The organism is Serratia myotis (assembly GCF_027474885.1).
GTDB classification, from domain to species: domain Bacteria; phylum Pseudomonadota; class Gammaproteobacteria; order Enterobacterales; family Enterobacteriaceae; genus Serratia; species Serratia proteamaculans.
On sequence record NZ_CP099707.1, the window covers coordinates 1,862,518 to 1,882,116 of the forward strand.

14 protein-coding genes are annotated in these 19,599 nt (G+C 54.6%); 5 read left to right on the forward strand and 9 right to left on the reverse strand.

Annotated features, from left to right (window positions below; all coding sequences use genetic code 11):
* Positions 1-109: 109 nt before the first annotated feature.
* The 3 genes from asnS to NHG65_RS08695 form a co-directional block, all read right to left on the reverse strand.
* Positions 110-1,510 (reverse strand): asparagine--tRNA ligase, encoded by a 1,401-nt coding sequence (gene asnS, locus NHG65_RS08685; protein WP_099061727.1) that lies wholly within the window; start codon positions 1,508-1,510, stop codon positions 110-112.
* A gap of 226 nt (positions 1,511-1,736) precedes the next feature.
* On the reverse strand, positions 1,737-2,942 hold the full coding sequence (gene pncB / locus NHG65_RS08690; protein ID WP_261415745.1) for a nicotinate phosphoribosyltransferase: 1,206 nt from the start codon (positions 2,940-2,942) through the stop codon (positions 1,737-1,739).
* Between the two features lie 254 nt (positions 2,943-3,196).
* Complete coding sequence (locus NHG65_RS08695) at positions 3,197-4,897, reverse strand: GGDEF domain-containing protein (RefSeq protein ID WP_499183163.1); 1,701 nt, start codon at positions 4,895-4,897, stop codon at positions 3,197-3,199.
* A gap of 446 nt (positions 4,898-5,343) precedes the next feature.
* On the opposite strand from NHG65_RS08695, the gene pepN reads away from it, so the two are divergent.
* A complete protein-coding gene (gene pepN / locus NHG65_RS08700; protein WP_499183164.1) occupies positions 5,344-7,959 on the forward strand; it encodes an aminopeptidase N in 2,616 nt (871 codons plus the stop codon).
* Between the two features lie 31 nt (positions 7,960-7,990).
* Here the strand turns inward: pepN and ssuB are convergent, their stop codons facing one another.
* Genes ssuB through ssuE form a run of 5 tightly spaced genes read right to left on the reverse strand, consistent with a single transcriptional unit; the run spans position 7,991 to position 12,303 of the window.
* Entirely contained in the window at positions 7,991-8,767 is a 777-nt protein-coding gene (gene ssuB / locus NHG65_RS08705) for an aliphatic sulfonates ABC transporter ATP-binding protein (RefSeq protein ID WP_499183165.1), read from the reverse strand.
* Positions 8,764-9,558 carry an aliphatic sulfonate ABC transporter permease SsuC gene (ssuC, locus tag NHG65_RS08710; RefSeq protein WP_099061721.1) on the reverse strand — a complete coding sequence of 265 codons (795 nt, stop codon included), beginning with the start codon at positions 9,556-9,558 and terminating at the stop codon, positions 8,764-8,766. Before ssuC ends, ssuB begins: the two co-directional genes overlap by 4 nt.
* Before the next feature lie 11 nt (positions 9,559-9,569).
* Positions 9,570-10,718, reverse strand: a complete 1,149-nt coding sequence (ssuD, locus tag NHG65_RS08715; RefSeq protein ID WP_499183166.1) for an FMNH2-dependent alkanesulfonate monooxygenase — start codon at positions 10,716-10,718, stop codon at positions 9,570-9,572.
* A gap of 16 nt (positions 10,719-10,734) precedes the next feature.
* Positions 10,735-11,700 carry a sulfonate ABC transporter substrate-binding protein gene (locus NHG65_RS08720; protein ID WP_499183167.1) on the reverse strand — a complete coding sequence of 322 codons (966 nt, stop codon included), beginning with the start codon at positions 11,698-11,700 and terminating at the stop codon, positions 10,735-10,737.
* Positions 11,701-11,724: 24 nt separating this feature from the next.
* On the reverse strand, positions 11,725-12,303 hold the full coding sequence (ssuE, locus tag NHG65_RS08725; RefSeq protein WP_499183168.1) for an NADPH-dependent FMN reductase: 579 nt from the start codon (positions 12,301-12,303) through the stop codon (positions 11,725-11,727).
* A gap of 259 nt (positions 12,304-12,562) precedes the next feature.
* On the opposite strand from ssuE, the gene pyrD reads away from it, so the two are divergent.
* On the forward strand, positions 12,563-13,573 hold the full coding sequence (gene pyrD / locus NHG65_RS08730) for a quinone-dependent dihydroorotate dehydrogenase (RefSeq protein WP_099061717.1): 1,011 nt from the start codon (positions 12,563-12,565) through the stop codon (positions 13,571-13,573).
* Between the two features lie 175 nt (positions 13,574-13,748).
* Positions 13,749-14,297 (forward strand): cell division protein ZapC, encoded by a 549-nt coding sequence (locus NHG65_RS08735; RefSeq protein ID WP_012006168.1) that lies wholly within the window; start codon positions 13,749-13,751, stop codon positions 14,295-14,297.
* 6 nt (positions 14,298-14,303) lie between these two features.
* Here the strand turns inward: NHG65_RS08735 and NHG65_RS08740 are convergent, their stop codons facing one another.
* Positions 14,304-15,407 (reverse strand): YcbX family protein, encoded by a 1,104-nt coding sequence (locus NHG65_RS08740; RefSeq protein WP_261415749.1) that lies wholly within the window; start codon positions 15,405-15,407, stop codon positions 14,304-14,306.
* Between the two features lie 103 nt (positions 15,408-15,510).
* On the opposite strand from NHG65_RS08740, the gene rlmKL reads away from it, so the two are divergent.
* Together rlmKL and NHG65_RS08750 are read left to right on the forward strand one after the other, a co-directional pair.
* Entirely contained in the window at positions 15,511-17,631 is a 2,121-nt protein-coding gene (gene rlmKL, locus NHG65_RS08745; RefSeq protein WP_112350452.1) for a bifunctional 23S rRNA (guanine(2069)-N(7))-methyltransferase RlmK/23S rRNA (guanine(2445)-N(2))-methyltransferase RlmL, read from the forward strand.
* Between the two features lie 5 nt (positions 17,632-17,636).
* A complete protein-coding gene (locus NHG65_RS08750; RefSeq protein WP_099061715.1) occupies positions 17,637-19,541 on the forward strand; it encodes an ABC transporter ATP-binding protein in 1,905 nt (634 codons plus the stop codon).
* Positions 19,542-19,599 lie beyond the last annotated feature (58 nt).

Genomic DNA, 19,599 nt, shown 5'->3' on the forward strand with positions numbered 1-19,599 from the left:
ATATTCGGGGAACTTTGTGACGTGCGTCAATATTAAAAAATGCGAAAGGCCAGCAAAGCTGGCCTTGGTTTTGTAACTAAATTAATTGGAAAATGGATTATCTGATTAATTAAAAGCTTGCATTACGTGGCGTACGTGGGAATGGAATAACATCACGCACGTTTTGCACACCGGTCACATAGGCGATTAAACGCTCAAAGCCCAAGCCGAAGCCGGCATGTGGCACGGTGCCGTAACGACGCAGGTCACGGTACCACCAGTAATCTTCTTTATTCAGACCCATCGCTTCCAGACGCTGATCCAACACGTCCAGGCGTTCTTCACGCTGAGCGCCGCCGATGATCTCGCCGATGCCCGGGGCCAGCACGTCCATCGCCGCAACGGTCTTGCCGTCTTCGTTCATACGCATATAGAAGGCTTTGATGTCTTTCGGGTAGTTTTTCACCACCACCGGCGCTTTGAAGTGTTTTTCGGCCAGATAACGCTCGTGCTCGGAAGACAGGTCGATACCCCAGGAAACCGGGTTTTCGAACGTCTGGCCGGAGGCGATCAGGATTTCCACCGCTTCGGTATAATCAACCTGAGCAAAATCGGAAGAAACAAAACGCTGCAGGCGATCAATCGCATCCTTGTCTACGCGCTCGGCGAAGAACTGCATGTCATCCATACGCTCGTTCAACACGGCCTGGAACACATACTTCAGCATTTTTTCCGCCAACTCGGCGATATCTTCGAGATCGGCAAACGCCACTTCCGGTTCGATCATCCAAAACTCCGCCAGGTGGCGGCTGGTGTTGGAGTTCTCGGCACGGAACGTTGGGCCGAAAGTATAAATTTTCGACAGGGCACAGGCATAGGTCTCGCCGTTCAACTGACCGGAAACGGTCAGGAAGGCTTCTTTACCGAAAAAGTCTTCGCTGAAATCGACAGTGCCTTTATCGGTACGCGGCAGGTTTTCCAGATCCAGCGTCGAAACGCGGAACATCTCGCCGGCGCCTTCGGTATCGGAGGCGGTGATCAGTGGGGTGGAAACCCAGAAGAAGCCGTTCTCATGATAGAAACGGTGAATGGCCTGCGCCAGCGTATGACGCACGCGGGCAACGGCACCAATCAGGTTGGTACGTGGGCGCAGGTGAGCGACCTCGCGCAGGTATTCGATGCTGTGGCGTTTGGCCGCCATTGGGTAGGTATCTGGATCGTCAACCCAACCCACCACTTTAATCGCAGTTGCCTGCAGCTCGAAACTCTGGCCATCGCCCGGAGAGGCCACCACTTTGCCGGTGACTTCAATTGAACAGCCCGTGGTCAGATGCAGCACTTCATCCTGATAATTCGGCAGAGAATTATTAACGACGGCCTGTAACGGATCAAAGCAGGAACCGTCATAGACGGCCAGGAAGGAGATACCAGCTTTAGAATCTCTCCGGGTACGCACCCAACCGCGTACGGTGACTTCACTGTCAACCGCAGCACGGCCTTGCAGTACGTCGACTACAGGCACAACGCTCATAGATTTCTCTCTTTAATAATTTGGTTTAGAAATAGCTTACAACCCAAGAATATGGGGATGTTGCTATGTTACTTGCCGCGGTGCAGAGCACAAGCAGAAATCGCCGGATTGGTGCAACATTTCTTGGGGCAGAGTGAAAAGGGGGCTGCGGGAAGTGTCTTATAAAGAAGAAAAAAGCCGGCGTGAAGATTTCAGCCGGCTTTTTGGCGTTCGCAGGGCGGGGGGCTTAGCTCGCTTTTTTTACCAACGGCAGATCGAAGGCTTTGCGTAACGCTTTGACAAAGGCCTGATCCTGGCAGATGGTTTTGCCTGGGCTGTCGGAGAGTTTAGCCACCGGTTTGCCTTTGCATTCGACCAGCTTGATAACGATGTTCAGCGGTTTGACACCGGGAATATCACAGGTCAGACGCGTACCTATGCCGAACACCAGGTTAACGCGTTGGTAGAAGTGACGGTAAAGCGCCAGCGCTTTGTCCAGATCCAGATTATCGGAGAACACCAGCGTTTTGCTCATCGGATCGATACCCAGCTTCTGGTAATGTGCGATGGCTTTCTCGCCCCATTCGAACGGATCGCCCGAATCGTGGCGCAGGCCCTGATAGCGCTGGGCAAACTGCGGACCAAAATCACGCAGGAAGGCATCCATGGTGATGCAGTCGGTCAGGGCGATGCCGAGCTGATCCGGATATTCATCCAACCAGGCCTGTAACGCCGCCCGCTGGCTATTGGCCAGCACTGGGCTGATCTGCTGATGTGCCTGGAACCATTCATGGGCCTGGGTGCCGACCGGCGCAAGGCCAAGCTGATGCGCCAGATCGTAATTGCTGGTGCCTACCAGATACGGGAATTCGTTTTTCAGTGTGCTAACGATCGTTTGCTGCACATCCTGCGAAAAACGACGACGGGTGCCGAAGTCCATCAGCTTAAAGCGCGAAATATCCACGTCGGCACTCATGGCTTTAAACTGTGCGAGCTTGTTGCGCAGGTGGGTTACCGCCATGTCTGGTGTGACATCCGGCGAGCGGTGGCGGTGTACCACTTCGCTAATTACCGCCAGCAGAGGGACTTCCCACATGATCACTTCGCGCCATGGGCCGGCGATACGGATATGCAGTTTGCCCGCGCGGTTTTCGATTTGAACCTGTTTTGGGTCGTAGCGGAAACCGCGCAGCCAGTTCAGATAATCTTCACGGAAGAAGGGCAGTCCTGAGAGATATTGGAACTCAGCGTCTGTCAGCGCCAACTGGCTCATCAGTGCGATTTGCGCACCAATCTCGTCGGCATATTCACCAAGCAGCTCATCACCACGGCAGCGGAATTCCGCCGCCACGCTGATAGCGGGATAGCGATGAAACACTGCTTGCTGCATATGAAGCTTGTAGGCATCAGTATCAAGCAGTGATGTCAAAATCGGGGAGGCGTATTGAGTCATAGCGCGTTACTGCATCCTCGTCAGGCGCGTGTCCAAATCCGGATAATCAAAAAAAGTGGGGGGAGTATACCCGGATTATCCTGTTATTGAAGCTGCATCACACCACAATTCATCGGAGCGGGTCGAGGATTAAACGTGCCTTTATCTCGGCTTGGCATCAGGGGAGCGGCAGAAAAGCCAGATAAGCCTGTAAGGTGAATGACTTAGGTTAATTAGTCATAAAAATTATAATGTTAATTATTTTAAACAGCAATTCAGATAAAACCGAGCGGCGTGTGAATGCCGATCCGGTCCTTGCCGTTATTCTTGCAGAAATAGAGCGCTTCATCCGCCTGTTTGATTGCCGTTGGCAACAACTGGATGTCACTCACCTGGGCAATGCCGCAACTGGTGGTGAAACGCACGTTTTGCCCATCGGCTACGGTCAGGGTTAATTGGTGAGTTCGTTCGCGTAGCTTGGACATCACTTCGCGTGCATTTTCCAGCGTGCAGTTGCCGAGGATCACGGCGAATTCTTCACCACCATAACGACAGAAAATATCACTGGAACGGAAGGCACTCTGCAGCAGTTTACCGAATGCTACCAATACAAGGTCACCGATGTGGTGGCCGTAGGTGTCATTGAGGTTCTTAAAATTATCGATATCAATCAGGCAGAAGGCCAGCGGATAGTGACTGGCGGCCAGCGATTCGCACTCGCGGAAAAATTTGCGGCGGTTATAGATGTTGGTTAAAGGGTCAAGAAATGAGGAGGCTTCCAGCTCTTTGATCAGCAGATGTTTTTCATTTTCCAGTGTCACCTTTTCCATCTGATACTGTTTGAGCTGCTTAATCGCATCGCTGATGGCCATTAACTCCTGGCTGTAGAACACCTCATTGCGATCGATGTTCATATTCCCGCGCGACAGTCGCAAAATATTATTATGGGTTTTCGTCAGCCAGCGGCTGATATTTGAACAATAAACCAGCGTTGGCAGAAAAATAAACAGCGCGATCAGACCACCCAGGGAAATCATGCCGTAAATGGCCGTCTGGCTGTTATAGATTTTATGTTGAGAGGCGGCGACTTCCATCTCAAAACTGCGCTGAAAAAGCCGTTGTGACAGCTCGCTGAGGTTTCTACCATATTGATAAATTGAATCGGTCGGGTAGGCGGTATGGGTATCCACGGCGGTATACAGCCCGCTAGTAATAAGGCTGATCTGCCTGGTCGACAATTGCTCAAGGACCTCATTCACCAGGAAGGTGGTTTGCACATCATTGTAGGTCAGCTTTATAAATATCAGCCGGGTGCTCAGCGCGCTCAATACTCCGGTGAGCTGAACGGCTTTCAGATAGGCAGCTTTACGCTCCAGCGGGTTGGTATTGACGTCGATAACCTGATCGATCAGTTCAGTAACGGACATATTCAGTCGGTTATTTAACCGCACGGCTTCCAGAAACAAAAACGAATCAGCATCGACCATACGGTTATCGTAGCTATAGCGATAATAACTTTTGCTGGCCTGAGAAATATAGTAGGCGCTATTGATATTAAACAGATTGGCATTGGCGTCGGTAACATGCGAAAGCTGCAGGTTGTCGTTATTGAGTAATTGCTCCATCAGACTGAGCATGGAAAGCGCCGCGATTTTTTGTCGAATGCCCAGTTGTTGCGATATTTCACTTTCTATATGCGGCCGAAAGCGGGCAATTTTCTCCCGGGCCAGTCGATCGGCGTCCTGCCACTGCTGTGGGGTAATTTTCGAGTCTATCTGGCTCAGGCGCTTTAAGCGGTGGGCCAATAAGGTGGCCTGAAAAGCTTCGGAAATCTCTTTGGCGCGGGTAATTTTGTACAGGTTAAGCTGGTTGTCTCGATAGTCAGTATTGGCCTCAAGCAACTCATCGGAAATGAACAGGGCGAACGAGGACATCAGGGCAAAGGTAAAAAAATAGATCAGATATTTTACTTTCATATGCGCCGCGAGTCCTTGAACCAGAATGGTTAATTATATCATTGCGCCTCCCAGGCTGTCTTAACAATACCCGGTGAGGCCTGGCGGCCCAAAAACGTTGCTGAGCAGCAGCTAACAGCCCGCAGGCTCTGAGAAGATCGCACTTTTTATCCAGGTATGAAGCCTGGGAACAGGAGTCCTACGAAAGGTATTTTTTAGCATTAAATGCTGATTTCTACGCTGCATCAGGTGAAGGAGCCTGACTGGGTGGGCAATTCGTCGACAATATTAGGATCCACCTCCGATTTCTCCGCTCTGGAGGCCCGGCATCTCTGGGTTTTTTTTGTAGCTGTGATACAGTTTATTTACAATCAGGCTCATCGAAATTTCTGCTCTTTCCCCACGGCGAAATAAGCCCATGATGAAAGCCTGGCACCTGTAACTCACTGAGACGTCAAAGGGTTTTTATGACACAACAGCCACAGGCGAAGTATCGCCACGATTATCGCGCGCCAGATTACACCATCACTGACATTGACCTGGATTTTGAGCTGGACGCAGAGACAACTCGCGTCACCGCCGTTAGCAAGATCAAACGCCAGGGCGCTGCCGATGCGGCACTGGTGCTGAACGGTGAAGATCTGACGCTGGTAAGTATTGAGATCGACGGTCAGCCGTGGACGGCCTATCAGTTGCAGGATAACAAACTGGTTATCGAGAAACTGCCGGCACAATTTACCATGACCCTGGTTAACGATATCCACCCGGCGAAAAATACCGCGCTGGAAGGGCTGTACCTGTCTGGCGAAGCGCTGTGCACCCAGTGTGAGGCCGAAGGCTTCCGCCACATTACCTATTATCTGGATCGCCCGGACGTGCTGGCCCGCTTTACCACTCGCATCGTGGCTGACAAGGCGCGTTACCCGTTCCTGTTGTCGAACGGTAACCGTGTAGGCCAGGGCGAGCTGGAAGACGGGCGTCATTGGGTACAGTGGCAAGATCCGTTCCCAAAACCTTGCTACCTGTTTGCGCTGGTGGCCGGTGACTTCGATGTGTTGCGCGACAGTTTCACCACCCGTTCCGGCCGTGACGTAGCGCTGGAGCTGTTCGTTGACCGCGGTAACCTGGATCGCGCCGATTGGGCGATGACCTCGCTGAAGAATTCGATGAAATGGGACGAAACCCGTTTTGGGCTGGAATACGATCTCGATATTTATATGATCGTGGCGGTCGACTTCTTCAACATGGGGGCGATGGAGAATAAAGGGTTAAATATTTTTAACTCCAAATACGTGCTGGCAAAAGCCGAAACCGCCACCGACAAGGATTACCTGAACATCGAAGCGGTGATTGGCCACGAATATTTCCACAACTGGACCGGTAACCGCGTGACCTGCCGCGACTGGTTCCAGCTCAGCCTGAAAGAAGGGCTGACGGTATTCCGCGATCAGGAGTTCAGTTCAGATTTGGGTTCACGCCCGGTTAACCGCATCGATAACGTGCGCGTTATGCGCGGCGCGCAGTTCGCCGAAGATGCCAGCCCGATGGCACACGCCATTCGCCCGGACAAAGTGATCGAAATGAACAACTTCTATACCCTGACGGTGTATGAGAAAGGGTCTGAAGTGATCCGCATGATGCACACGCTGCTGGGTGAAGAACTGTTCCAGAAAGGTATTCAGCTGTATTTCGAACGTCATGACGGTAGCGCGGCCACCTGCGACGATTTCGTTCAGGCGATGGAGGATGCTTCCAACGTCGACTTGTCATTGTTCCGCCGCTGGTACAGCCAGTCCGGTACGCCGTTACTCACCGTTCGCGACGAATACGACGCCGAGCACCAGCAGTATCGCCTGCACGTCAGCCAGAAAACCGAGCCGACCGCCGATCAACCCGAGAAGCTGCCACTGCATATTCCGCTGGATATCGAACTGTACGACGCACAAGGTAATGTGATTGCGCTGCAGAAGAACGGTTCAGCGGTCAATAACGTGCTGAACGTCACCGAAGCGGAGCAGACTTTCGTGTTCGACGGCGTGGCGCACAAGCCGGTACCGTCCCTGTTGCGTGAATTCTCTGCGCCAGTGAAGCTGGACTATCCGTACAGCGATCAGCAACTGACTTTCCTGATGCAGCATGCGCGCAATGAATTTGCCCGTTGGGATGCGGCCCAGAGTTTGCTGGCCACCTATATCAAACTGAACGTGGCCAAACATCAGCAGAAACAGCCGTTGTCGCTGCCGCTGCACGTTGCCGATGCGTTCCGCGCGGTGCTGTTGGACGAGACGCTGGATCCGGCGTTGGCCGCACAGATCCTGACGTTGCCTTCAGAAGGCGAAATTGCCGAGCTGTTCGCCACCATCGATCCCGAAGCTATCGCCGCGGTGCACGAAGCGATTGTCCGCTGCCTGGCGAAGGAAATGGCCGACGAGTGGCTGGCGGTTTATAACGCCAACAAAACCGACGGTTACCGGGTGGAACACGCGGATATCGCCAAACGTTCGCTGCGCAATGTGTGCCTGGGCTATCTGGCCTTCGGCGACGAAGCGCTGGCCGATCGCCTGGTGACCGAGCAGTTCCGTCAGGCAGACAATATGACCGATTCTCTGGCGGCGCTGGCGGCAGCGGTAGCGGCACAGTTGCCTTGTCGCGACGCGCTGCTGACGGCCTTCGATGAGCGTTGGCACCGGGATGGCCTGGTGATGGACAAATGGTTCGTGCTGCAGGCGACCAGCCCGGCGGCAGACGTGTTGACCAAGGTGCGTAGCTTGCTGAAACATCGCTCATTCAGCCTGAGTAATCCCAACCGCACACGTTCGTTGATCGGTGGTTTCGCTTCCGCTAACCCGGCAGCGTTCCACGCAGCAGACGGCAGTGGTTATCAGTTCCTGGCGGAGATCCTCAGCGATCTGAACCAGCGCAACCCACAAATTGCTGCTCGTCTGATCGAGCCGCTGATCCGCCTGAAACGTTATGATGCTTCGCGTCAGGCGTTGATGCGTAAAGCATTGGAACAGTTGAAAGGGCTGGAGAATCTGTCCGGTGACCTGTTCGAGAAAATCACCAAAGCGCTCGACGCGTAAACCTAAAAAGGGACGGCATGCCGTCCCTTGTTTAATTCGCTACCCGACGTGAGGCTTCAGCCTGTGGCGGGGGCGGAGACAGTACCCTGTCCAGCACCTCGGCTTCCAGTTCCGCCAGTTTGGTTGATCCCTTCCGGCGTGGCCGCGGCAGGTCAATGGTCAGGTCCAATCCGATACGGCCTTCCTCAATCAGGATCACCCGATCCGCCAGCGCAATAGCCTCACTGACATCGTGGGTCACCAGCAGTACGGTAAAACCATGCTGTTGCCACAGCCCTTCGATAAGCCCCTGCATTTCAATCCGCGTTAATGCATCAAGCGCCCCCAGGGGTTCATCCAGCAGCAGTAAGCGTGGCCGATGGATCAGCGCGCGTGCCAGCGCCACCCGCTGTTTTTGCCCGCCGGACAACGCCGCAGGCCACTCATTGGCGCGATCGGCCAGCCCGACAGCTTCCAGCGCTTGCAAGGCATCGGCACGCCAATGACCGCACAGACCGAGGCCGACATTGTCGATCACCTTCTTCCACGGCAGCAGGCGTGCATCCTGAAACATCAGGCGAGTATCGTCTCTGGCACTGGCGAGAGGGGCATTTCCGCTTAATAACGCGCCGCTGCTGGCATGTTCCAGCCCGGCCATCAGACGCAGCAAGGTGCTTTTGCCGCAGCCACTGCGGCCGACCACGGCGACAAACTGCCCGGCGCTGATGCGTAACTGGATATTGTCGAGTACCGTGCGGTTACCGTATCGCTTGGCAATCGACTCCAGCGTGACCGGGGTACCCTGGGGAATACGTGCGGGAGCCGTCATAGCGCTTCTCCTTGTTTCAGTTGATAGGCCGGATGCCAGCGCAGCCAGACTCGCTCCAGCAACCGGGCGCTGACGTCCGCCAGCTTGCCGAGCAGCGCGTACAGCACAATCGCCACCACCACCACGTCGGTCTGCAGGAATTCACGGGCATTCATCGCCAGATAACCGATCCCCGAATTGGCAGAAATGGTTTCGGCCACGATCAGCGTTAGCCACATAAAGCCCAACGCAAAGCGTACGCCGACCATGATCGAGGGGAGGGCGCCCGGCAACACCACCTGGGCAAATAACTGGAAACCACTGAGTCCGTAGCTGCGCGCCATTTCAAGCAGGTCGGGATCGATATTCTTGATGCCGTGGTAGGTATTCAGATAGATAGGGAACAAGGTGCCCAACGCCACCAGAAAAATCTTGGCGGATTCGTCAATGCCAAACCACAGGATCACCAGTGGGATCAGCGCCAAATGCGGCACGTTGCGGATCATCTGCATGGAACTGTCCAGCAGACGCTCACCCCAGCGTGACAGGCCGGTGATAAAGCCCAACGCCAGCCCAATGCTGCCGCCGATGCTAAAACCGATCAGCGCGCGCCAACTGCTGATCGTCAGGTGTTGCCACAGTTCGCCGCTTTTGGTCAGTGTCCAGAAGGCGGTCACCACCGCGCTCGGGGCCGGCAGAATACGGTTCGATAGCCAGCCGGCCTCCACAGAGATCTGCCAGATAATCACCAGCGCTACCGGCAATGCCCAGGGCGCTAACCGGTGCAGGATCCGTTGTGTCCCCTTTGCCATAGTGCGACTCCTCAGCTTTGCGACGCTTGTTGCGGAATATAAATATTGGCCACCACTTCGCCCTGTGCTTTGACCGGTCGCCGCTGAACCGGCGCTTCGTTTTCCACCAGGTCAAGATGGGGGAACAACAGCTCGCCAACGCGATAGGCTTCTTCAAGATGCGGGTAGCCGGACAAAATAAAGGTATCGATGCCCAGGTCGGCATATTCCTGCATGCGGGCTGCCACTGTCGGGCCATCGCCAACCAGGGCGGTACCGGCACCGCCACGGACCAGGCCCACCCCGGCCCACAGGTTGGGGCTGATCTCCAGGTTATCTTTCTTACCGCCGTGCAGCGCCGCCATTCGCCGTTGCCCAACGGAATCAAAGCGGGCAAAGGCCTTCTGTGCATCGGCGATGGTCTTTTCATCCAGATTGGCGATTAGCCGGTCGGCAGCTCGCCAGGCTTCTTCTGTGGTTTCACGCACAATCACGTGCAGGCGGATCCCGAAGCGTACCTGGCGACCTTTGGCGGCCGCTTTAGCGCGCACCTCGGCAATTTTTTCTTTTACCTGTGCCGGCGGCTCGCCCCAGGTGAGATACATTTCAACCTGTTCGGCAGCCAGATCCTGTGCGGCGGCGGAGGATCCGCCAAAATACAGCGGTGGGCGTGGCTGTTGCACTGGCGGGTACAGCAGCTTTGCTCCCTTCACCTTGATATGTTTGCCGTCGAAGTCGACGGTTTCCCCTTCCAGCACCTTGCGCCAGACGTGGGTGAATTCCGCCGAGGCCTCGTAACGTTCTTCGTGGTTCAAATGCAGGCCTTCCGCCGCTAACTCTTCAGGATCGCCACCGGTGACCAGATTAAATAACGCCCGGCCGTTGGAAAGACGATCCAGCGTTGCCGCCTGGCGAGCTGCCAGTGTGGGTGAAATAATCCCGGGACGCAGGGCTACCAGGAATTTCAACCGCTGGGTGACCGGGATCAGCGAGGCGGCCACCAGCCAGGAGTCTTCACATGAACGACCGGTGGGGATCAACACACCACCGAAACCCAGCCGATCGGCAGCCTGGGCGATTTGCTGTAAATAGCCGTAATCGACGCTGCGGGCCCCTTCGGTACTGCCAAGATAGTGGCCGTCACCGTGAGTGGGTAAAAACCAGAATACGTTCAGGCTCATCGTCAGTTCTCCAAAATTAGGGGGCGCTCGGGTGCCAGATGCGTTGTGAGATATCGACCTTCACCGGCACCAGACGATTGGCATAAAACAGATCGGCAGTTTCCTGCTGAGCGGCAATGGTGTGTGCGTCTAAAGGTTTAATGGCCGTCGGCGGGCGATGATCCAGATAGGTCGAGATCACTTTCTCCGGCAAGCCCATGGCATTCGCCAGCAGTGTGACGCTTTGCGCGCGGTCGCTCAGGGTTAACGCATCGGCCTGTGTCAGGGTATCGAGCACCTGTTGAATAAATGGCCCATTGGCCTCGGCATAGGGGCGCACCGCCAGATAGAAGGAGCCGGTTTGGTTCAGATCGGTGCCGTCACCCAGCACCCGCACGCCGCCCTGCAACAATGCCGCGGAATAGTAGGGATCCCAAATAGTCCAGGCATCGACATTACCCTGCTGGAAGGCGGCGCGGGCATCGGCCGGGGTCAGATAGATCGGTTGAATATCGGTGAATTTCAGCCCCGCTTTTTGCAGCGAGCGCAGCAGCAGGTTGTGCGAGCTGGAACCTTTCTGGAAGGCAACCTTGTGGCCTTTTAGCTCAGCGACGGTTTTGATCGGGCTGTTTTCCGGCACCAGGATCACTTCCGCCCTGGGTTTGGGGGGTTCTACACCGACATACAACAGATCCGCCCCGGCAGCCTGAGCGAAGATCGGCGGAATATCACCGGTGCTGCCCAGATCGATACTGCCGACGTTCAGCGCTTCAAGCATTTGTGGGCCTGCTGGGAATTCGATCCAGCTGATTTTGGTATTGGGAAAACGCTGTTCAAGCAGCCGGTGGGTTTTTGCCAGGACCAGACTGATCGATCCTTTTTGGTAGCCAATGCGAAACTGCGCCGGATCCTGTGCGCTGGCGGTATTGATCCACACCAGCGAGATGATGCCCGCCAATGCGCTGGCACCCAACCAACGTCTTAGTAAAGAAGGTCGTTTCATGCTTATCTCCTTATAGCTGTGCCGTCAGGCGGTTTGGCGGGCAAACAGAGATGGGGTGGTGGTGGCTCTCGGCGGTTTACGGCGGCCTAGCGCCAGGTAGAAGCTTTCTAAAGCCTCTTCCAGCCGGCCGGCCAGGTTGTCGGACAGCGTGATGGCTTCCCCGTCCAGCACCACCTGGCTGTCATCGGCAAACACCCCGTGCAGGACTTCCTGCGCTTTCAATGCTGCCAGGACTGGCTTGAGGGCGTAGTCCACCGCCAGCATATGACCAATGGAGCCGCCGGTGGCCAGCGGTAACACCACCTTATGATCCAGCGCTCGTTCGGGTAGTAGATCCAGCAGGGTCTTCAGCGCGCCGGAAAACGAGGCTTTATACACCGGCGTAGAGACCAGCAGGCCATCGGCCTGGGCCAGTTGTTCGGTAAAGGCCTTGATCGCCGAGCTGTTAAAATTGGCGTACAGCAAATCTTCGGCATCAAAGTCATGCAAGGTATAGGAAATCACTTCCACGCCTTGCTGCTGCAACCAGTTTTTACTCAGGGAAAGCAGCGCCGCTGAGCGCGATGGGATACGAGGGCTACCGGCCAGTGATATAACGCGCATTACCACTCCTTATAACTAAAAGTTAGGTTTAATCAGAAAATGGTCGAGAAGTGTTTTAAACCTATCAGCAAAGAGGCGGGTTACTTAAATCTCATTTTTCGATTTTGATATGCGCAAATGCGGATTGGCGGCGGTTTGAGCCCAGGCAGGGGGAAACGATTGCGTAAAAAACGCTTTTTTTGCTTTTAATCAATTCCAATTGGTCAGGGGATACCGGATAATACGCCCCCGGTTTGCAACCGGGAAATCAGGAGAGTACATGTACTACCCCCTCATCAGAAAAGCGTTGTTCCAGCTCGATCCCGAGCGTGCGCATGAATTGACTTTTCAGCAGCTCCGCCGTGTCAGCGGCACCCCGTTAGAATTTCTCATTCGTCAGTCTGTGCCGACCAAGCCGGTAAGCTGTATGGGGCTCTCTTTTAAAAACCCATTGGGTTTGGCCGCCGGTCTGGATAAAGACGGCGAGTGCATCGATGCGTTTGGCGCCATGGGTTTCGGCTCTGTCGAAGTGGGCACCGTGACGCCGCGCCCGCAGTCGGGCAATGACAAACCGCGTCTGTTCCGTATTGTGGAAGCCGAAGGTCTGATCAACCGCATGGGCTTTAACAACCTGGGCGTGGATAATCTGGTTGAAAACGTTAAGAAATCCCATTTCGGCGGTATTCTGGGGATTAATATCGGCAAGAATAAAGATACCCCGGTTGAGCAAGGAAAAGACGATTATCTGATCTGCATGGATAAAGTTTATCCGTATGCCGGTTATATCGCGATTAACATTTCGTCACCTAATACTCCGGGATTACGATCCTTACAGTATGGTGAGGCGTTGGACGATCTTCTGGCTGCGATTAAAAATAAGCAGCAGGAATTACATGAGCGTCATCACAAATATGTGCCGGTAGCAGTAAAGATCGCGCCGGATCTTTCAGAAGAAGAATTGATCCAAATAGCCGACAGCCTGGTGCGTCATAATATAGATGGCGTGATCGCGACCAATACCACGCTGGATCGTAAATTGATCCAGGGGCTGAATTATTGTGAGCAAATGGGGGGCCTGAGTGGTCGTCCGTTGCAGGCAAGCAGCACCGAAGTGATCCGCCGTCTGTCGCTGGAGCTGCAAGGGCGCTTGCCGATTATCGGCGTCGGCGGAATTGATTCCCTGATGGCGGCGCGGGAAAAAATGGCGGCCGGGGCTTCATTGGTGCAAATTTATTCCGGATTTATCTTCAAAGGTCCGCGCCTGATTAAAGATATCGTTAACTACATCTAATATTTTTCCTTTCATTTTCCGCCGGGGGTTTATTTCTTCCCCCGGCTCGTCTATATTTTGTCCACTAGCATAAATATCGTTCGCGGAATTATCCGATGTTTAAGCGACTTTAGTGGTGATAAAATCACCTTTTAGGGTAAATATTGCATGGCATGGGCAGCGAGAAGGATAAGAGATGAAGATAAAACCTGACGATAATTGGCGTTGGTATTTTGACGCTGAACACGATCGGCTAATGCTGGATTTAGCCAATGGGATGATCTTTCGCTCGCGTTTCCCAGCCAAAATGTTAACCCCGGATGCTTTTGATGAATGCTCTTTCTGTGTGGATGACGCGGCGCTTTATTTTAATTATGAAGAGCAGTGCAAACAGATAAAACTTAGCCATGAGCAACGCGCTGAACTGGTATTAAATGCCCTGGTGGCCTATCGCTTCCTGAAACCGCTGATGCCGAAAAGCTGGCATTTCTCTCAGCAACATTATCCGTTGCAGCCGAAGAACGGCGAACTGGCGGCGGTAAAGGTGATGGAAAGCGGGATTGAAGCCCGTTTGCTGGTGGTGGAAGCCGGCGATAACGCCAGCCTTTGCCTGTTGGCGCAAAATCAGCTTTCACTGGCTGGCCGCACCATGGTGCTGGGTGATGCGATCAAAGTGATGCACGATCGCCTTAAACCCTGTGCGCAAGATGAAGCCTCTGCCCCGGCTTACGACAGGGCGATGTAAGGCTCGTTACGCCAGCGTCAAATCGCTTTTTGGAATACAGCTGCAGGAGAGGATGGTGCCATTGTTGGCCACTGCACTTTTCTTCAGCGGCGCCACTTCGCCACTGACCAAGGTTATGCGACAGCTTCCGCAAATCCCCGCACGGCACGAATAAGGCACACGGAGCCCTTGCTGTTCCAACTGCTCCAACAAAATCTGCTGATTATTGCCGGTAAACACCGTTCCCGCGTAGTCGATGGTCACGCTTTGCGTACTGTCCTGCGGTGCCTGCACGCTCTCAACCACTTTGCCTGCGCTATAAGGGCGTGGCGGCTTGGTGGATAACACTTCCACTGCATCGCCAACGCGGATAATCCCGCTGTTACGTGCCACCATATTCTGGCCAAAATCGACATCACCGTTATCGGCGGTGCGGAATTTCTGCAGGGTGCTCAGCGGTTCGCCACTCGGGTGCTTGCGTCCACGTTCGGTGCTGACGGTGGTCAGCACACAGCGGCTGCAGGGCTTCACCAGGTCAAACATCACGTCACCGACACGGATCACCTGCCAGCCATCTTCGGCCCAGGCGCTGGCACCGGTTACCACCAGATTAGGCCGGAATTGTTCCAGTTTGATACTGCCAGGGCAGCGTTGCTGCAAGTCATTGAATGAGGCTTCGTTAATCAGCAGATAAGGGTAGCCGTCGGCGAAAGACAGGGGAATTTCCGGGTGCTTTTTAACGCGACGGGTCAGTTCCGGGCCGAGCCAACGCAATTGTACTTCACGCTGGAAATAGCCGCTCAGCCAGCTATTAATCGCCTGCGGTGCAATCAGGGCGGTAAAATGATTGCCCCAAACTTCGGTTGGTTGCGCCTCGGCGGCGAAATCGCTGAAGCGGATGGCGGCGCTTTCTCCGTCCGGCGCGGTCAGAAACAAACCGTCTGCCAACAGTGCCGGGGTGAACAGCACCATTTGTGGATATTGGCGCGCAGTAATAAAGGTGCCATCCGGTTCGGTGATCATAAAGGTACGATCGAAAGCCAGGCCACTACTGGAAACCTGAGCGTGAGAAAGTTGCAAACCCCGAAGCGATTTAACCGGATGAACGTAAAGTTTGGCAAGCGTAATCACCCTGATCTCCGCGCGAATATTAAATAGAAGGGAGCAACTTTATGACAAGCGGTCTGGATTAGCTATAATGCGCAACAATTTTCTTTTTGGTGATAAGTACGATATGAACTCTCTGTTTGCCAGCACGGCGCGTGGACTGGAAGAACTGTTAAAAAGCGAACTCGAAGCGCTGGGCGCTCACGCCTGTAAAGTCGTACAGGGTGGGGTACATTTTCAGGGTGACGATCGTCTTCTGTACCAAAGCTTGCTGTGGAGCCGTTTGGCCTCACGTATCTTGCTGCCGCTGAACGAATTCCGCGTACACAGCGATCTGGATCTGTACCTGGGTGTACAGGCGATCGACTGGACCAGTATCTTTGGTGTGGATAAAACCTTCGCCGTACACTTCAGTGGTGTTAACGAAGAGATCCGCAACAGCCAGTATGGCGCGCTGAAGGTCAAGGACGCCATTGTCGACAGCTTTACCCGCAAGATCGAACAGCGCCCGACGGTGGCGAAGCAGCAACCGGACATTCGCGTTAATGTGTTCCTGCAGCGCGATATGGCCAGCGTAGCGCTTGATCTCAGCGGTGAAGGCCTGCACCAGCGCGGTTACCGTGACCTGACCGGTCAGGCACCGTTGAAAGAAAGTCTGGCAGCGGCGATTGTGCAGCGTTCTGGCTGGCAGCCGGGGACGCCAATGCTGGATCCAATGTGTGGTTCGGGCACCCTGTTGATCGAAGCGGCGATGATTGCTTCTGACCGTGCACCGGGCCTGCACCGTCAACACTGGGGCTTTACCGCCTGGAATGGTCACAACGTCGATCTGTGGCGTGAAGTGATCACCGAAGCACAGGAACGTGCCCGCAGCGGCCTGCAGGAAACCACCTCGCGTTTCTTTGGTTCTGATATTGATCGTCGGGTGATTGAAATGGCACGCGGTAACGCCCGTCGTGCCGGCGTCGCCGAACTGATTACCTTTAACGTCAACGACGTTGCCAAACTGACCAACCCACTGCCGGAAGGCCCGACGGGTACCGTAGTTTGTAACCCGCCGTACGGTGAGCGTCTGGAAAGTGAACCGGCGCTGATTGCCTTGCATAATATGCTGGGCCGTATCATGAAGAGCGCTTTTGGTGGCTGGCAGTTGTCGTTGTTCAGCGCCTCACCGGAGTTGCTTAGCTGCTTGCAGTTGCGTGCCGATCGCCAGTTCAAAGCCAAAAACGGTCCGTTGGACTGCGTGCAGAAAAACTACCAATTGGCGGAAAACCCGCTGGGTGCCGGTGGTGTACAGGTGGCGGAAGATTTTGCCAACCGCCTGCGCAAAAACCTGAAGAAGCTTGATAAGTGGGCCAAGCAGCAGGGCATTGAGTGCTACCGTTTGTACGATGCCGACCTGCCGGACTATAACGTGGCGGTGGATCGCTACGGCAGCAAGGTGGTGGTACAGGAATATGCGCCGCCGAAAACCATTGATGCACAGAAGGCTCGTCAACGTCTTTTCGACGTGATCAACGCCACGCTGGCGGTGCTGGAATTGCCGTCCAACCAGCTGATCCTGAAAACCCGTGAGCGCCAGAAAGGCAAAAACCAGTACGAAAAACTGGCGCAGAAGGGCGAGTTCCTGCTGGTGGAAGAATTTAACGCCAAGCTGTGGGTTAACCTGACCGATTATCTCGATACCGGTCTGTTCCTTGATCACCGCATTGCCCGTCGCATGCTGGGTGAAATGAGCAAAGGCAAAGATTTCCTCAACCTGTTCGCCTATACCGGTACCGCCAGTGTGCATGCCGGGCTGGGGGGCGCGCGTAGTACCACTACCGTGGATATGTCGCGTACCTATCTGGAATGGGCGGAGAAAAACTTGCGAGTTAACGGTTTGACGGGCAAACAGCACAGATTGATCCATGCGGACTGTCTGTCATGGATGCAAAATGCCGACGAACAATTCGACGTGATCTTTATCGATCCGCCGACTTTCTCCAACTCCAAGCGTATGGAGAACACTTTTGATGTTCAGCGCGATCACCTGGCGCTGATGCAAGATTTGAAACGGTTGCTGCGTCGTAACGGGACCATCATGTTCTCGAACAACAAGCGCGGTTTCCAGATGGATATGGCCGGCCTGAGCGCATTGGGTCTGGAGGCGAAAGAAATCACCGCCCAGACGCAGTCACAGGACTTTGCCCGTAACCGTCAAATTCATAACTGCTGGCTGGTCACCCACGCCGGCGAAGGAAAATAATTACTATGTCGTTAATTAGCATGTCCGGTGCCTGGCTGTCCTTCAGCGATGCACCACTTTTAGACAACACCGAAATTCATATCGAAGACAACGAACGCGTTTGTCTGGTTGGGCGCAATGGCGCCGGTAAATCCACGCTGCTGAAGATCCTCGGTAAAGAAATTCCGTTGGATGATGGCCGGGTGACTTACGAGCAAGATCTGATTGTGGCGCGTCTGCAACAGGATCCCCCGCGCAATATCGGCGGTACGGTGTTTGATTTTGTGGCCGAAGGGGTAGCCGAACAGGCAGAACACCTGAAAGCGTATCACGCGATTTCGCATCTGGTGGAAACCGACCCAAGCGAAAGAAACCTGACGCGCATGGCGCAGATTATGGAGATCCTCGATCACCAGGGTCTGTGGCAGCTCGATAGCCGCATCAGCGAAGTGTTGTTGCAGTTGGGCCTGAACGGAGATGCAGAGCTTTCCTCGCTCTCCGGCGGCTGGTTGCGTAAAGCGGCACTGGGCCGCGCGCTGGTCAGTTCTCCGCGCGTATTGCTGCTCGACGAACCGACCAACCACCTGGATATTTCAACCATCGACTGGCTGGAAGGCTTCCTGAAAGAGTTCCAGGGCAGCATCGTGTTCATTTCCCACGACCGTTCCTTTATCCGCAACATGGCGACGCGCATTGTCGATCTCGACCGCGGCAAGCTGGTGTCCTGGCCGGGTAACTACGATCTGTACCTGCTGAGCAAGGAAGAAGCGCTGCGGGTGGAAGAGCTGCAAAACGCCGAATTCGACCGCAAGCTGGCGCAGGAAGAAGTGTGGATCCGCCAGGGCATCAAGGCGCGCCGTACCCGTAACGAAGGCCGTGTGCGTGCCCTTAAGGCATTGCGTAACGAGCGTTCGGAACGCCGTGAAGTGATGGGCACCGCCAAGATGCAGGTGGAAGAAGCCGTACGCTCCGGCAAGATCGTGTTTGAGATGGAAGACGTTAACTATCAGGTTGGCGGCAAAGTGCTGGTGCGCGATTTTTCCGCCCAGGTTCAGCGTGGCGACAAAATTGCCTTGGTCGGCCCGAACGGCTGCGGTAAAACGACGCTGCTGAAATTGATGCTCAGCCAGTTGAAAGCCGACAGCGGCCGCGTGCATTGTGGTACCAAGCTGGAAGTGGCCTATTTCGACCAGCACCGCGCCGATCTGGATCCGGAACGTACCGTGATGGACAACCTGGCGGAAGGTAAGCAGGAAGTGTTGGTCAACGGCCGTTCCCGTCACGTGCTGGGTTATCTGCAGGACTTCCTGTTCCACCCTAAACGGGCGATGACGCCGGTGAAAGCCTTGTCAGGCGGTGAGCGTAATCGCCTGTTGCTGGCTAAGCTGTTCCTGAAACCGAGTAACTTATTGATCCTCGATGAACCGACCAACGATCTTGACGTCGAAACGCTGGAATTGCTGGAAGAGCTGATCGACGGCTATCAGGGTACCGTGCTGTTGGTGAGCCACGATCGTCAGTTCGTCGATAACTCGGTGACCGAGTGCTGGATCTTTGAAGGCAACGGTGCGATCAGCACCTTCGTCGGCGGTTACTACGATGCGCATCATCAGCGCGCGACGGCAAAACCGATCCGTCAGGCAGCGGCCGATCAGAACAAGCCTGCAGTAGAAAAAAAGGCTGAACAGCCAAAGAAAACAGCGGCTAAACTGAGCTATAACCTGTTACGTGAGCTGGAGCAGTTGCCGCAACGTCTTGAGCAGTTGGAAGCGGAAATTACGGCGCTGCAGGCGCAAATGAGTGATGCTGAGTTCTTCACGCGTCCTCACAGTGAAACGCAACAGGTGCTGACTGCGCTGGCCACAGCCGAAGGGGCATTGGAAGAAGCCTTTGCCCGTTGGGAAGAGTTGGAAGCGATGAAAAACGGCTAACCGTTGAGAATACCGCCCGCGCGCTGCTGCGGGCGGTATTGCCGTACCGGTGAGCAAC

Excerpts from the sequence above, each read along its gene's own strand:
- asnS (WP_099061727.1), bottom strand. The coding sequence starts at position 1,510 with ATGAGCGTTGTGCCTGTAGTCGACGTACTGCAAGGCCGTGCTGCGGTT.
- pncB (WP_261415745.1), bottom strand. The coding sequence starts at position 2,942 with ATGACTCAATACGCCTCCCCGATTTTGACATCACTGCTTGATACTGAT.
- NHG65_RS08695 (WP_499183163.1), bottom strand. The coding sequence starts at position 4,897 with ATGAAAGTAAAATATCTGATCTATTTTTTTACCTTTGCCCTGATGTCC.
- pepN (WP_499183164.1), top strand. The coding sequence starts at position 5,344 with ATGACACAACAGCCACAGGCGAAGTATCGCCACGATTATCGCGCGCCA.
- ssuB (WP_499183165.1), bottom strand. The coding sequence starts at position 8,767 with ATGACGGCTCCCGCACGTATTCCCCAGGGTACCCCGGTCACGCTGGAG.
- ssuC (WP_099061721.1), bottom strand. The coding sequence starts at position 9,558 with ATGGCAAAGGGGACACAACGGATCCTGCACCGGTTAGCGCCCTGGGCA.
- ssuD (WP_499183166.1), bottom strand. The coding sequence starts at position 10,718 with ATGAGCCTGAACGTATTCTGGTTTTTACCCACTCACGGTGACGGCCAC.
- NHG65_RS08720 (WP_499183167.1), bottom strand. The coding sequence starts at position 11,700 with ATGAAACGACCTTCTTTACTAAGACGTTGGTTGGGTGCCAGCGCATTG.
- ssuE (WP_499183168.1), bottom strand. The coding sequence starts at position 12,303 with ATGCGCGTTATATCACTGGCCGGTAGCCCTCGTATCCCATCGCGCTCA.
- pyrD (WP_099061717.1), top strand. The coding sequence starts at position 12,563 with ATGTACTACCCCCTCATCAGAAAAGCGTTGTTCCAGCTCGATCCCGAG.
- NHG65_RS08735 (WP_012006168.1), top strand. The coding sequence starts at position 13,749 with ATGAAGATAAAACCTGACGATAATTGGCGTTGGTATTTTGACGCTGAA.
- rlmKL (WP_112350452.1), top strand. The coding sequence starts at position 15,511 with ATGAACTCTCTGTTTGCCAGCACGGCGCGTGGACTGGAAGAACTGTTA.
- NHG65_RS08750 (WP_099061715.1), top strand. The coding sequence starts at position 17,637 with ATGTCGTTAATTAGCATGTCCGGTGCCTGGCTGTCCTTCAGCGATGCA.